The 14,004-nt window shown below is 65.1% G+C and carries 12 protein-coding genes; 6 read left to right on the forward strand and 6 right to left on the reverse strand.

The features are described from left to right. Positions 1-20: 20 nt before the first annotated feature. The 4 genes from pstS (at position 21) to AC5Y3Z_RS17735 (ending at position 5,758) form a co-directional block, all read left to right on the forward strand. Positions 21-1,136 carry a phosphate ABC transporter substrate-binding protein PstS gene (pstS, locus tag AC5Y3Z_RS17720; protein WP_463828057.1) on the forward strand — a complete coding sequence of 372 codons (1,116 nt, stop codon included), beginning with the start codon at positions 21-23 and terminating at the stop codon, positions 1,134-1,136. A 475-nt stretch (positions 1,137-1,611) separates the two neighbouring features. Beyond that, positions 1,612-3,651, forward strand: a complete 2,040-nt coding sequence (locus AC5Y3Z_RS17725) for a serine/threonine-protein kinase PknD (RefSeq protein WP_463828058.1) — start codon at positions 1,612-1,614, stop codon at positions 3,649-3,651. Between the two features lie 245 nt (positions 3,652-3,896). Continuing rightward, positions 3,897-4,301, forward strand: a complete 405-nt coding sequence (locus AC5Y3Z_RS17730) for an ArsR/SmtB family transcription factor (protein WP_074343291.1) — start codon at positions 3,897-3,899, stop codon at positions 4,299-4,301. A gap of 98 nt (positions 4,302-4,399) precedes the next feature. Next, entirely contained in the window at positions 4,400-5,758 is a 1,359-nt protein-coding gene (locus AC5Y3Z_RS17735) for an MFS transporter (RefSeq protein ID WP_500001820.1), read from the forward strand. 258 nt (positions 5,759-6,016) lie between these two features. Here AC5Y3Z_RS17735 and AC5Y3Z_RS17740 read toward each other — a convergent pair whose 3' ends face one another. Then, the gene (locus tag AC5Y3Z_RS17740; protein ID WP_074343292.1) at positions 6,017-8,005 is read right to left on the reverse strand and encodes a heavy metal translocating P-type ATPase; all 1,989 of its coding nucleotides are present in this window, start codon (positions 8,003-8,005) and stop codon (positions 6,017-6,019) included. Between the two features lie 94 nt (positions 8,006-8,099). On the opposite strand from AC5Y3Z_RS17740, the gene AC5Y3Z_RS17745 reads away from it, so the two are divergent. After that, positions 8,100-8,462: an ArsR/SmtB family transcription factor gene (locus tag AC5Y3Z_RS17745; RefSeq protein WP_074343297.1), complete on the forward strand. Its 363-nt coding sequence runs from the start codon at positions 8,100-8,102 to the stop codon at positions 8,460-8,462. Between the two features lie 196 nt (positions 8,463-8,658). On the opposite strand, the gene AC5Y3Z_RS17750 is transcribed toward AC5Y3Z_RS17745, so the two are convergent. From AC5Y3Z_RS17750 to lpqS (AC5Y3Z_RS17770), 5 genes are all read right to left on the reverse strand, one after another. Further along, positions 8,659-9,720: a PLP-dependent cysteine synthase family protein gene (locus tag AC5Y3Z_RS17750; RefSeq protein ID WP_463828194.1), complete on the reverse strand. Its 1,062-nt coding sequence runs from the start codon at positions 9,718-9,720 to the stop codon at positions 8,659-8,661. A 235-nt stretch (positions 9,721-9,955) separates the two neighbouring features. Beyond that, positions 9,956-10,270, reverse strand: a complete 315-nt coding sequence (gene lpqS / locus AC5Y3Z_RS17755; protein WP_463828195.1) for a putative copper homeostasis (lipo)protein LpqS — start codon at positions 10,268-10,270, stop codon at positions 9,956-9,958. 380 nt (positions 10,271-10,650) lie between these two features. Continuing rightward, the gene (locus tag AC5Y3Z_RS17760; protein WP_463828059.1) at positions 10,651-11,802 is read right to left on the reverse strand and encodes a PPE family protein; all 1,152 of its coding nucleotides are present in this window, start codon (positions 11,800-11,802) and stop codon (positions 10,651-10,653) included. 31 nt (positions 11,803-11,833) lie between these two features. After that, on the reverse strand, positions 11,834-12,133 hold the full coding sequence (locus tag AC5Y3Z_RS17765) for a PE family protein (protein ID WP_463828060.1): 300 nt from the start codon (positions 12,131-12,133) through the stop codon (positions 11,834-11,836). Between the two features lie 478 nt (positions 12,134-12,611). After that, on the reverse strand, positions 12,612-13,061 hold the full coding sequence (gene lpqS, locus AC5Y3Z_RS17770; protein WP_463828061.1) for a putative copper homeostasis (lipo)protein LpqS: 450 nt from the start codon (positions 13,059-13,061) through the stop codon (positions 12,612-12,614). A gap of 531 nt (positions 13,062-13,592) precedes the next feature. On the opposite strand from lpqS (AC5Y3Z_RS17770), the gene lpqS (AC5Y3Z_RS17775) reads away from it, so the two are divergent. Beyond that, positions 13,593-13,964, forward strand: coding sequence for a putative copper homeostasis (lipo)protein LpqS (gene lpqS, locus AC5Y3Z_RS17775; RefSeq protein ID WP_463828062.1), 372 nt, complete (start codon positions 13,593-13,595; stop codon positions 13,962-13,964). The last annotated feature ends 40 nt before the right edge of the window (positions 13,965-14,004 follow it).

A 14,004-nucleotide genomic window follows, 5' to 3' on the forward strand; every position in this document is an offset into this window, starting at 1 on the left:
CGACCTCTCCAAGGCGTGCTGTGAACGGCCGTCGAATGAGCGCTGCGGTCAGCCTGGTCGTTCTTAGCGTGCTGGTGTCCTCGGGCTGCGACAGCAACACAAGCCCCTCGTCATCGTCGCGGGCCAGTATCGGGTCGGCGCCGGCGAACTGCGGCGGCAAGAAACAACTAGAGGCAAGCGGGTCAACCGCCCAAAAGAACGCGATGGAACATTTGGTTGTCGCTTACATCCGAGCGTGTCCGGGCTTCTCGCTGGATTACCACGCTAATGGATCCGGTGCTGGGATGCAGGATTTCATTGCCGGCGAAACCGATCTCGCAGGTTCCGACTCACCGATGGACCCATCGAAGGGCGAGCCAGACAGTGCCGCCAAGCGCTGCGGTTCGCCGGCATGGGACCTGCCCATGGGATTTGGGCCGATCGCTGTGGCGTTCAACATCGGCGGCGTCGTTTCGTTGAATCTGGACGGTCCCACGATCGCGAAGATCTTTAACGGCACCATTACTCGTTGGAACGATCCGGCGATTAAGGCGCTCAATTCCACTGCGAATCTGCCCACGACACTCATTCACGTCGTCTTCGACAGCGAGTCGTCCGGCACCACAGACAATTTCCAGCGCTACCTCGACGGTGCATCGAACGGGGCGTGGGGCAAAGGCGCCGGCCAGACATTCAACGGCGGCGTCGGCGACGCTGCCAGCGGAAACGATGGCACCTCGGGTGCAGTGCGCAGAACGGAGGGATCGATAACCTATACCGAATGGGGTTTCGCGATGGCCCGTCAGTTGAACATTGCCCAGATTGTTACCTCTGCGAGCCCTGATCCGGTGGCCATCACCACCGACACGGTCGGCAAAACACTTGCCAGTGTCGCGTTCACGGCTGCGGGCAACGACTTGGTGGTTGACACGTCCTCGTTCTACCGGCCGACGCAGGCCGGCGCCTACCCAATTGTGCTAGTGACCTACGAGATCGTCTGTTCCACTTATGTTGAATCCCGGACCGGCGCAGCGGTCAAAGCGTTTATGCAGTCCACTATCGGTATCGGACAGCAGGGATTGGACCAGTACGGTTACCTTCCTCTACCGAGTTCGTTGCAAGCGAAGGTGACGACGGTCGTGAACCTCATCGCATGAAAACAGGTCACCAGCGCCTCGCCGGCGGACGGCGAATCAGCTCCGCTGATGCGGCGCCCCGTTTGGGCTGTTCCACGACGGCCGCCGACCCTGCGACCCAAAGTTGGTTGTCGCGACAGTGCGATCATGCTGACAGCAATCAGTGTCGTTGCGGGCGACGGCGCCTAGCGGAGCACGCGTGCTGGTCGGCCGGTTCGCATCACGAATACGGCCAAGTATCAAGGATGATCACATCGGTGCCATTAGACACACACCGCACCCAACCACGCCGCCGACCGCGCGACGTCGAAATCCGCCCGGCGCTCGGCCAGGGCATCTACTCCCCCGCCTCGGGTAACGATGGCGTCGGTGGCGTGCTGTCAGTGGCAACATTGGGAGGACCTTTCATGCCCCTTGGACATCATCAATTCTCCCGGCGAGCCGCTACCGACTCCGAAGTGAGGGCAAGCGCGCTCGGGCGTGTGGAGTGTCCACGGTGAGCGGCACCGAGCCGGGTGCGCGGGCAGGGTCGCGTTTCGGTCACTACCACCTGATTCGGCTTCTGGGGCGCGGCGGCATGGGCGAGGTTTACCAGGCCCAGGACACGCGCAAGCAACGGGTCGTGGCACTAAAGCTGATCTCGACGCGCTATTCCGACGACCCGGTGTTGCGGGCGCGAATACAACGCGAGGCCGACGCCGCGGGACGGCTGAACGAACCTCATGTGGTGCCGATCCATGACTACGGCGAGATCAACGGGCACTTCTATGTCGAGATGCGCTTGATTGACGGCATCGACCTGTCGACCCTTCTGCAGCGATCCGGCTCGTTAAGTCCTCCTCGAGCGGTGGCCGTCGTACGTCAGATCGCCGCCGCGCTAGACGCCGCGCACGCGATCGGTGTAATCCACCGCGATGTCAAACCGGAAAACATCCTGATCACGGCCAGCGATTTTGCCTATCTGGTGGATTTTGGTATCGCCCGCGCGGTCAGCGATCCCGGACTCACGCAGACCGGGACCGCGATGGGAACCTACAATTACATGGCCCCGGAACGGTTCACCGCCGACGCGGTCAGCTATCGCGCCGACATCTATGCATTGGCCTGTGTGTTGAGTGAGTGTTTGACCGGGGGGCCGCCGTATCGGGCTAACAGCCTCGAACGCATCGTTGCAGCGCATTTGCTTGAACCGCCACCGCAGCCCAGTCGGCTGCGACCCGGCGTGGTCCCCGTGGCCTTCGACCCGGTGATCGCACGAGGCATGGCCAAACAACCCGAGCATCGCTTCCGCACGGCAGGTGAACTGGCCGCCGCTGCGCACGACGCGCTGACCGCACCCGAGCGGCAGCAAGAAGCCACCATCCTGCAGCACGGCGATAACCCGACGCTCGCGGCCCGCGCCGTCGATAACGGGCCGGCTGGTCTGTGGGCCCCTCACGCAGTCTCAGATGTCGATCCTTTGCTGGCGAAACCGTCAGCGGTCGCCTTTGAACCCGCGCCAGGCGCCGAGACGATGGCCCGTCCCGTTGTACCAGAGACCTCCACTAGCAGCTGGGGTCAACCACGGCTCCCCTACGCCGCTGGCTCGGCGAGCTCGCCGCCCGTGAGCCCACCTCCTCACGCCTTCGAGCCCACCCTCACACCCGGTGCGCCCCGCGCGCGCCGCACAGGCAAGCGTCGGGCCGTGATCGGCGCCGCTGCACTTTTGCTGATCACTGCTCTCGGCGTCGCAGGATATCTGGGAACGCAGCGCGCGACCCCGTCGAAGCCAACCACTGGGCAAACCGTGGTGGCGTTCGCCGGCCTCAACCTCAGCCTCACCCCAGGAGGGGTGGCGGTGGACGGCGCCGGAAACGTATACGTCACTAATCAAGGCATGTACGGACGGGTGGTGAAATTGGCCGCCGGGACAGGAACCGCAACATTGCTGCCCTTTAACGGCCTCTACGAACCCCAGGGCGTAGCGGTTGACGCCGCGGGCAGCGTCTACGTCGCCGACTTCAACAACCGAGTGCTGAAGTTGACCGCCGGATCACACACCCAAACTGAGTTGCCGTTTACCGGTCTGAATTATCCCGAGGGCGTGGAAGTTGACAGCGAGGGCACCGTATACGTTGCTGACCGGGGCGGTAGCCGGGTGCTGAAATTGGCGGCGGGATCTAGCAACCAAGTGGTGCTGCCCTTCGATGGCCTCAAGAACCCCGATGATGTGGCGGTCGATACCCTAGGCAACGTCTATGTCACTGACTCTGATAACGACCGAGTGGTGAAGCTGGCCTCGGGGTCCACTGCGCAAACCGTGCTACCGTTCACCGGTTTCACTTTGCCGTGGGGTCTTGCGGTCGATACCCGTGGCAACGTCTATGTCACCGATCAGGAGAACAACGAGGTCGTAAGATTGGCGGCGGGGTCGACCGCCCAAACCGTGCTACCGTTCACCGGCCTCAACACCCCCCTCGCAGTGGCAGTGGATCACGCCGGCAATGTCTACGTCGCCGACCGGGGCAATGGCAGGGTGGTCAGGCTAGCGGGCTAAGGAGCGGCGGGGACCCTGCTGCGCCGACCGTATCGGAGGTCGCACGAGCACTTCGTGTGTCAGCTACCGATTTCTGGTCGCCAACCGCGCAGTGTCAGACAGGTCCGGTGCGCGCAATCGGCGGCAATCCTACCCGCGGCGACGAAGCTATTCCGGAATCGCCGACTGCTGTTCCTGCCCAGACCGACTCGGCGCGCTGAGACCGGCCGCGCTCCAGACCATCCTGCGTAGGCTATTATCTGCGTATGAATGCAGGTAACGCACGTGACTGCTTGGACGACGACCACGCCGACCTTATCGTCGAAGTGTTCCGAATGTTGGCCGATCTCACTCGGATTCAGTTGTTGTGGGCGCTGACTAGTCAGGAGTTGTCGGTCACTGAGTTGGCCGAGCGACTGGGCAAGCCTGCGCCGTCGGTGTCTCAGCATCTGGCCAAGCTGCGCATGGCGCGGTTGGTGTGCACTCGTCGATCGGGCACGACCATCTATTACAGCCTGGAAAACGAGCATGTCCGCCAGTTGGTAACCGATGCGGTGTTTAACGCTGAGCATGCCGGGCACGACGTCCCGCCGCATCATCGCGCCGACGCTGCTGTGCACCCACTAACCAGACAGCCGGCCAGAAAAGCCCACAACCAGCCGTCGCCCTAGCTCGCCGTTGGCCTCCTGGCTGGCGAGTCCACCCTCGCGAGACTCGTTGGTGGACAAGGGTTCTCACTGGCGACCGCGCCGTCGTGGCCTGATGAAGCATGAAAGGACTGAGCATGTCGTTGTTCAGCTACCGCGACTACCGGCGTTTGTTCGCCGCCCAAGTCGTCGCGTTGTTCGGGACCGGGCTGACCACCGTGGCGTTGGGATTGCTGGCGTACCAGTTGGCCGGTGCTGACGCCGCCGCTGTGCTGGGAACGGCGCTGGCGATCAAAATGATCGCCTATGTGGCGGTGGCGCCGATCGCCGCGGCACATGCTGACCGGTTCCCCCGCCGGCTCATGCTGGTGAGTTTGGATGTGATCCGAGCAACGGTGGTCATGGCGCTGCCGTTCATCGACCAGGTCTGGCAGATCTATGTGCTGATCGCGGTGTTGCAGTCAGCGTCAGCGGCGTTTACCCCGACCTTTCAGGCGGTCATCCCCGAGGTGGTGACCGATGAATCTGACTACACCGCAGCACTTTCGGCCTCCCAGCTTGCCTCCACCATGGAAAACCTGCTCAGCCCGGTGGTGGCCGCATTGCTGTTGACGGTGATGAGTTTCCATTGGCTGTTCCTTGGGACGGTGATTGGGTTCTTGATCTCGGCAGTGTTGGTGATCGGCACCCGAATCCCTGACGCGTCTCGCAACCCACGCGCGAGCGCCTGGGACAAGATCGCAGCCGGGATCCGCATCTTCGCCGCGACCCCGCGGCTGCGAGGTGTGCTCGCCCTGAACCTGGCCGTGGCCGCAGCCGGCTCCATCATCATGGTCAACACCGTCAACTATGTGCGCGACGCACTGGGTCGCTCTCAAGCCAATGTCGCGTGGCTGCTCGCCGCCGGCGGGACCGGCACGATGCTCGTCGCCTTGCTGCTGCCCCCGGTGCTGCGCCGGGTGCCCGAGCGAAACGTCATGATGGCCGGCGGGGTGCTGCTGGTCTTCGGCGCCGCTGGCGCGATCGGCCTGACCGCGACCCACGCAGATCAGCGCTGGAGCGCGGCCTTGGTGATCTGGACGCTGATCGGGGCCGGGATGAGTCTCGTCTTGACCCCGGTCGGCCGGGTGTTGCGCCGCTCGTCGACTCCAGCGGATCGGCCCGCAGTGTTCGCCGCCCAGTTCTCCCTGTCGCACCTGTGCTGGCTGCTGACTTATCCGATCGCAGGCTGGGTCGCCACCTTGGCCGGCTTCCGCACCGCCTGGACGATGCTGGAGGCGATCGCCGCGGTGGGCGCGGTTGCTGCGCTATTGCTGTGGCCCCGAACCGATCCCGAGGAACTTACTCACACCCACGACGACGCCACGACCGACTCTCATCATCTCGACGACGCCACGACCATGCAGGGCGGTCGCGTGCAGCACACCCACGTCTTCGTCATTGACCGAAACCACCTACGCTGGCCCGACCCGACCAAATAGCCGACCGGCTTCTTCTGCCCTGGCTCGTTGATACCCCACGCATGAGGTCGGCTCTTCACACCGTGACCGCTGGCGGCCATCGGGCCCGCGACGCCGGAGCCCACGAGTCATCAAGACCCGTCAGTACAACGGGAGCCCCTGAGCGCGGCCGGCGCGGTGACGGCGACGATGATGTCGCTGCCGATACTGACCGCAGGCTGACTCGACCGGGACGGATGCGCCGGCTCCTGCGCGGCCAACCGCCGGTCAGGCCAGCGGCTATGCGCGACTCGCCGACCGGGTCGGAAGTCGCCAGGCGCGGCGGGACAGCAGTCGCATTCCGTTGAGGCCCACGATGACGGTGGATCCTTCGTGTCCGGCGACCCCCAGCGGCAGAGGTAGGTGACCAAGCAGGTCCCACAACACCAACACGGTGATAAAGCTCGACGCGATGACCAGGTTGGCGATGACGACTCGGCGCGCCCGCCGCGACAACATGATCACCTTCGGAATGGTCGCCAGCTCATCGCGGACGACGACGGCGTCGGCGGTTTCCAGCGCCAGATCAGAACCGGCCCGGCCCATGGCGATTCCCGTGTGCGAGGCAGCCAGCGCTGGGGCGTCGTTGACGCCGTCGCCGACCAGCAGCACCCGATGGCCGCGGTCATCGAATTCGCGCACGGCGCCGACCTTATCCTGCGGCAGCAATCCGGCGCGCACATCGTGGATGCCAACCCGCCCGGCAAGTGCGGTGGCGGCGCGCGCGTTGTCACCGGTCAACAGCACCGGCGTCGCACCGGTCAGCGCGGTCAACGCGGTCACGGTCTCAGCGCCGTCGACACGGACTTGGTCGTCGAGGCCCAGCACACCGACCGCGTCGTCGTCGACCAGCACGACGACTGCGGTCTTGCCTTCGGCTTCCAACCCGGCCACCACCGCAGCGGCCCGGGCCGACGCCGCACTGCTCGGACCGGTGGCCAACAGCTGCGTCGGGCTGCCCACCACCACCTGGCGGCCATCGACCACCGCGCGCACGCCCCGGCCGGGAGCCGATTCGAACGCGTCGATCATCGGCAGTGTCAATCCGCGATCGGTGGCCGCGCCCACCACCGCGGCGCCCAGAGGATGTTCGCTAGGGTGTTCGGTGGCCGCAGCCAAGGTGAGCAATTCCTCGGCGTCCAGGCCGGCGCCACGAAGAGGTCGGATGTCAGACAGCTCGGGTGTGCCTCGCGTGAGGGTGCCGGTCTTATCGAACGCCACCAGGGAGACCGACCCCAGCCGTTCCATCACGACCGCGGATTTGACCAATACCCCGTGCCGGCCGGCGTTGGCCATCGCTGACAGCAAGGGCGGCATGGTCGCGAGCACCACTGCACAGGGTGAGGCCACGATCATGAACGTCATGGCCCGCAACAGCGACGGTTGCACTGCGGCGCCGAGCGCCAGCGGGACGAGAAAGACGAGCACGGTAGTCGCTACCACCCCGAGCGAGTAGTACTGCTCGACCTTCTCGATGAACAGTTGCGCGTTGGCTTTGGTGGCCGAGGCTCCTTGCACCATCGCCACGATGCGGGCCACCACAGTGTCGGCGGCGGCGCGGTCCACTCGAACCCGCAGCACACCGGTGCCGTTGAGGGTGCCGGCGAACACTTCATCGCCGAGCCCTTTGGCGACCGGGAGTGGCTCGCCGGTGATCGAGGCCTGATCGACGTCGCTGGCACCGAAGGTGACCTGCCCGTCGGCGGCTATGCGTTCCCCGGGGCGCACCACAATCACCTCCCCCACCGCCAGGGCCGCCGCATCCACCACCCTTTCATCTCCCGAGGCGGTGATCACGGTGGCGCGCTCGGGCGCCAAATTCAACAGGCTGCGCACCGAATCGGCGGTGCGTCGGGTCAGGAACGCTTCCAACGCGCCGGACGTGGCGAAGATGACGATCAACAACGCGCCGTCGAGGACCTGACCGATCCCCGCCGCGCAGATGGCCGCGACAATCATCAGCAGATCCACATCCAGCGTGCGCCTTCGCAATGCCCGCACACCGGCCAGTCCCGGTTCCCACCCGCCAGTGACATAACACGCCAGATACAACACCCACCACACCCAGACCGCGGCGCCGCCGTATTGAGTGGCGACCCCGAGCGCAAACAACACGGTAGCGACCGCTGCCCACCGCACCTCGGGCAGCGCGAACGCCCGCGTGCGGACCGCGGTGCCCTCGCCACCGCCGGCGTGGACAGGGCCGCGGCTTAGCACCTGAGACGACATAGAACTACCTCCGGGACAAGCGGGTGGGGGCGCCGTCAATATACAGGATCATATGAATACGTCTTCATTCGTGCACGTTGATAGGATGATGGACATGGGTCACGGAGTCCAGGGCAAGTCCACCCCACCCGCGCAGTTGGACGCTGACTCGGCCGCGTCAGTGGCGGCCACTCTGCAGGCGTTGGCGACACCGAGCCGGCTGCGGATCCTGACCCGCCTCCGCCACGGCGCGTGCTCGGTCTCTGAGCTGTCCGATGCCGTCGAGATGGAGCAGTCCGCGGTGTCGCACCAATTGCGGCTGCTACGTGCCCTAGGCCTGGTAAACGGCACTCGTACAGGGCGCAGCGTGGTCTACAGCCTCTATGACAACCACGTCGCCATGCTGCTCGACGAAGCCGTCTATCACATCGAGCACCTCGGTAGCGAGATCACAGACGACCCCGCTATCAACGCTTGATCCGCAGCGATTCAGCGATGTGTCCCCAAGTTGCCCCCCGCGCAGACGGCTTGCGCGACCGAGGCCGGCGGTTGGCACCGTAACCGAGTCGCCGGACCAGAGCAGGTGTGAGGGGTTTGGCGGCCGGCCTGCGAGAGAAGTCAACGAGATCCCGCTTCCGCAGTGATACGTCCGCGCGTTGCCTGTGCCAGCGCCGCTACCGCTGAACGACGGATGGATCAACCACCGTGGTGCACCGCGTCCAGGATTGCACCACCTTTGCAGCTGGAGTTCTGATGACGGCGGGGTGGCTGGGCCGGGCCTCGGTCAGCAGATCGTGTTCGCGGCAGTAATTGTCGTTGTAGATGGTGTCGAAGTAGCGCAGCGGACCGTCGGGGAAGACCGCAGCAATCGTGGTGCCGCGTCGGTGGGTGCGGGCCGCCCACCCGGCGACCAGCGCCACCGCGCCCACACTCCATCCTCCGCTGGTGTAGTAGGTGCGTGCCAGCGTGCGGCACGCCCACACCGCTTCGGCGGGCGCTACCCAGTGCGCCTCGGCGAACGCCGGATAGTCGACGTTGCGGGGATAGATGCTGGATCCCAGGCCGCGCATCAACCGCTTGGCGGCAGCTGGTTGACCAAAGATTGTCGAGCCGACGGTATCCACCCCGATCAACTTGAGGCTGGGGTTGGCTCGGCGCAGCACGTGGGCCACACCGGCGGAGTGACCACCGGTGCCCACCGAGCAGACCAGGACATCGATGCTTCCGAGCTGATCGAGCAGTTCCAGCGCCATCTCCTGGTAGCTGTCTACGTTGTCGGGGTTGTTGTACTGGTCGGGATTCCACGCGTTCGGGTCTGCGGCCAACAGCTCAGCAACTCGGGCTTTGCGAGCCTGCTGCCATCCGCCGCTGGGATGCGGCTCGGTGACGATGTCGATGCGCACCCCGTAAGCGGCCAGCATGTGTTGCACGATCGGTTCCATCCCGGGGTCGGTAACCACCGTCACCGGATGATCGTGTACCTGCCCCGCTAGCGCGAGACCCAGGCCTAGTGTGCCGCTGGTGGATTCGACTATCTGGGCGCCGGGGCGCAAGACGCCGCGGGCTCGCGCGCGTTCCACCATGTGTAGGGCTGGGCGGTCCTTCAGTCCGCCGGGATTGGCGCCTTCCAGTTTGGCCCAGAAGCCTCGGTGATCGTCACTGAAAGGCTCGGAGATCCACAACACCGGTGTATTCCCTACCAGGTTGGCGGGTTTGCGGTGCCGGCCTGCGTTGATGCGCCGCCTCGCAGAGTTGAGTTCCCTCCCTAAGTCGTGCGGCCGTGGGGTCAAACCCCCGTTGCGGTGCGGTTGCGCAGTATTTGTCGCGGGATTTAAGCGTTCACAAGGTGCTCCGGGCAGGTCATTGTTCATTTGATCGTCGCTTTCCCAGGTGCGCCGCATGGGGCGGCATTGAACGTCGGTCAGCGGTCACCGGTCGTCGTGCAGAGCACCACGAAGTGACGCTGATCGATCAGCGACGAGTCAGGCAGAAACGCGTCAAGAGGTCTTGCCCGGCAAGTGCAGCGCGCGGGACTTTGGGCGGCCCTCGCACGAATGGCGCTCTCAGACTGGCCTGTACCGCGGTGATCACCGCCACTGCCACTGCCACGCCCAGCTCGATCAACGTAGCGGCTTCTCGCGGCAACACGACAGCTGCCAACGCGTCGTGACATTCGGTCAATGACTTATGGAAAAGATAAGTGTGATCAGCGTGGGCGGTGAACGCATCGCCCGCCGCGGACAGCAGCGCCTGTGAGTGGTTGGTGGGACCGGTGAGTCTCCGAATGCAGCATTGCGGCGTGGTCGATCAAGGTAAGTAGAAACATCGCGATGCCGGCCGCAAGCACCAGTCGCCACCGCGACCGCCGGGGTGCGTTGCCTGCGCGTAGCACGCCGGAAGCGCAGCGGCGCAGGACAATGCCCGAAGTTGCGCGCCGCGGCGTGGACCGCGTAGCTGTTGATTGGCCGTCAGAACTGCACCCGTCGGGCCCAATGGTGCGCAGCGAACTTATTCGAGGCGGAACCGCCTGTTTCCGCGCGAACCTCATACCCCCATAGGGTACGGGTGGAGTGCCGTCCTGGCAACCGGACGCGCCAACTGCTTTGGTGGCATTGAGCTGCAAGTTCTCGTTTCTGTATGTCTACTGGACTTACGCGCGAGCCCTGCTATCCCAGGCCGGACCAGCGGGGCACCATTGGGGGGCGTTCTAAGAACCGCGCATCGGGCACGATACCGGCTGCGCCGCGTTCGGCTGCACCCGCCAAGGGCAGCCCGCCCAACATGGCTGGCCCGGCTGCGTCGGCCGCTGGTACGGCGCTCACATTGGCGCCGGTGAGTCCTGCGGCCGCTCTGGCTGGTACGGCGGTGGTCCAACTCGGTGGCACCGACAGCGGCCCCACCAATCCCGCCCGGCCCACACCCGCCGAGACCGCCGCATTGGCACCGCCAAGACCTGCTACTCCCCCAGCCTGCGACCCCAGCACCCCCGAACCGAGCCCGTCAGCAACAGTCGGCGTCAATGCCGCGGTGGCCGACGGGAGCAAGTTCTTGAGTTTCTCTCCGGTCGATAGCCCCGCACTGGCAATCCACGCGGTTGAACTTATCGTTGACAGCTCTGGGTTGATCGCGCTGAGCGCCGAGGACAGCGACCCCGACGTCAGCGGTGAGGCGAGACCCTGCAGTGCCGTGGGTAGCGACGACGTCAGCTGCGTCAGTGCCGCTTGCGTATCCGTTGCCGCCGCAACGCCGGTGACCTGCGCAACAACTGCACCTTGCGCAGCCAGTCCGCTCGGATTGGTGATCTGCTGCGGCGCGGTGAACGGCGTCAACGTTGACGCGGCTGCCGACGATCCGGCATAGCCATACATCGCCATCGCATCTTGTGCCCACATCTCCGCGTACTGGGCCTCGGTGGCCGCGATGGCTGGGGTGTTCTGCCCGAAGATGTTGGTCGCCACCAGCGACATCAGTAAGGTGCGGTTGGCTGCGATCACCGGCGGCGGCACGGTTGCCGCGAACGCCGCCGCGTAGGCCCCGGCCGCGGCCCGGGCCTGGTCGGCCGCGTGCTCGGCCTCGGTGGCGGTCATGCTCATCCACGCCACGAACGGCGCTGCTGCAGAGACCATCCACGTTGCCGCCGGGCCCTGCCAGGACAGAGCCGCCAACCGCGAGATGGTCGCGGCATACGAGGTTGCCGCCGAAGATAGTTCTGCGGCCAGCTCGTCCCAGCCAGTCGCGGCAGCAAGCATCGGCCCGGAGCCGGGGCCCCAATACATCCTGGCGGAGTTGACTTCCGGCGGGAGCGCACCGAAATCCATTCGCGTGTCCCTTCGAGTGTAGTGATCCGCGTCAGCGGGTCGCGGCGGCGTTAGCTGCCTCGGTAGCGGCATAGGAGCTAGCGCTGGTCGCCAAGGCGGCAACAAACTGGTCATGAACGGCTGTGGCCTGCGCGGAAACTTGCTGGTAAAGCTGCGCGTACGCAGCGAATTGGGCCGCTGTTAACGCCGAGACTTCGTCAGCGGCCGCGGGGACCACCCCGGCCGTCGGGGCGGCCGCCGCCGCGGTTGCGGCCCCCACCGCTACACCCACGGTCTGCAGATCGCCTGCCGCCGACGCAAGCGCTGCGGGATCTGTCGTCACAAAGGACATGTGTGTGCCTTTCTTGAGAAACCTCCGCCGCGTGCATGATTCACGGGAGCGGGCGGCGCTGATGTGAGTGTCATCGGATCCCAGGCGGTTACAACCCGCCGATCGGTTGCTAGCCGGTTACCGGGCGTGGCAAAAAGTTGACATACCGCCACTATCTGGCGCGTCCGGGTGAGACGAGCTACCGCATTTGCTTGCGGCTTCTCCCAGCTGAGCGCCACCACGCGGTCAGTAGCCGGCACGTGGCAGCACCCCGGGGAAGCGCAGCCGAATCGGCCACGTCGGGCGGTGGACTGTTTTTTCGTCTGATGAAGGCGCCAGCAGCCACACGGTTCGGTGGGATTGACGAGACACGTGAGGTCACCGGACGTTGAATATTGCATGAGATCGTCGCTTGGGTCAGGCCGCGACACAACCGCGGCGTTAGACATCGATCGAGTCGTGGTCGTGGGGCATGGCCCCGCGACCTGGCGCTGACCGGTCAGCGGCGAGCCAGGCAGAACCGAGTCAGGCGATCTTGACCGGCGAGAATGGCGGCCGGTGCCCCCGGAGGGCTCCGCCCGGCCGGTACAACTAGTGGCGCCAGCCATCCCCTAACCCCGAGTGCCACCAGACCAACGCCGAGCGCGATTAACGACGCAGCCGCCGGCTGCGATACCGCCTCAACCGCGGACATCTTGGACGCCTTGCATGCGGGCAGCACGTGATCAAGAGACGGCTGATTCGCGTCCGCACCGAGCGCCACGGGCAGCGATGTCGATGAGAGCGGCTGCTGGGCATGCGAAGGCAACGATGGGATACGCGAAGGCACGCAGTGGCCAAGAATCGCTAATCCTGCTACAGCGCCCACGACAACGACCGCCAACCGCAACTTGAGCGGTCGGCGTGCCGCGACACCTCGGTCATCCGACCCTAATCGGATGTTCCCCATACCCGCATAGGGTACACCATGAGTGCCGCTGCGAGGCTTTGCCACCGTGCGCCGCGTCACCGACGATGACACTGAGCAGTGTGACTCGGAGTTTCGGCACCACGATGGACAAATCGGCACCGCCCTGGACGTCGGCTACTTGTTCGCGACGGCGCCGCGCAGTCCACGGACGCCGCGCACCTGACACGTGGAGTTCTACGCAGCGCGGGGCCGGGAAGCCGGCGCCTAGGATCGCGTCATTGACCATCCTTTGGTGATGCACCCAAAGCGTGTCTTCGGCAATTTGTGCGGTGCGAGCTGCGCCCTTGCCGAAACGTTCGACTGCCCGTACCCTCAGGGGGTATGGGGTACTTAACGGCGGCGACTGCAGCCATCCGGTACGTGCTACCTAGCCGCATATCCCGGACCCCGCGCCTCATCGGGGTGCAGCCCCGAGGCATGTTTTCAGTGCCCGGTGGCCGCTGGTACCCTAAAGCTATTGTGAATGCCCAAGTTCCGCGCCGGCGACCCCGGTGGCAAGTCATCGCGGCGATGACTGCTGCTGTCGCCGCGGTTGCGATGTGGGTGCTGGTCCAAGGGCACGCCGTGGTGCGGTCTGAGTCTTCTGCGTCTCATCCGGCGCACGTGTCGGTGAGTTCGCACAGTACTGACTCTTCGGTCCACAGCGATGACGCCCATCTGGGCCACCCGTCACCAGGTGGTCACCATGAGGCGTTGGTTACCGCGGTGCTACCCCATTCCCCGGCCCCGACGGTGGCAGCCCTCACTGTGCTGGTGGTCGCGGTCGCTGTTGCTTTCTTCTGGCGGCAAGCGACCTTTTCCGGACGCGGTCCGCCACGAAGACTCGCTGCTGCGGTGACCGGTCAAGATCTATTGACACGGTTCTGTCTTTCGCGTCGCTGATTGGTTAGCGCCAGGCCGTTAGTGCATCGCCACGACGGCC

It is taken from the genome of Mycobacterium sp. NGS61 (assembly GCF_059812325.1).

Coding starts and splice junctions, on each gene's coding strand:
- lpqS (WP_463828061.1), bottom strand. CDS start 13,061: ATGGGGAACATCCGATTAGGGTCGGATGACCGAGGTGTCGCGGCACGC.
- AC5Y3Z_RS17745 (WP_074343297.1), top strand. CDS start 8,100: ATGGGTCACGGAGTCCAGGGCAAGTCCACCCCACCCGCGCAGTTGGAC.
- AC5Y3Z_RS17735 (WP_500001820.1), top strand. CDS start 4,400: ATGAAAGGACTGAGCATGTCGTTGTTCAGCTACCGCGACTACCGGCGT.
- AC5Y3Z_RS17730 (WP_074343291.1), top strand. CDS start 3,897: ATGAATGCAGGTAACGCACGTGACTGCTTGGACGACGACCACGCCGAC.
- AC5Y3Z_RS17760 (WP_463828059.1), bottom strand. CDS start 11,802: ATGGATTTCGGTGCGCTCCCGCCGGAAGTCAACTCCGCCAGGATGTAT.
- AC5Y3Z_RS17765 (WP_463828060.1), bottom strand. CDS start 12,133: ATGTCCTTTGTGACGACAGATCCCGCAGCGCTTGCGTCGGCGGCAGGC.
- AC5Y3Z_RS17740 (WP_074343292.1), bottom strand. CDS start 8,005: ATGTCGTCTCAGGTGCTAAGCCGCGGCCCTGTCCACGCCGGCGGTGGC.
- lpqS (WP_463828062.1), top strand. CDS start 13,593: ATGACTGCTGCTGTCGCCGCGGTTGCGATGTGGGTGCTGGTCCAAGGG.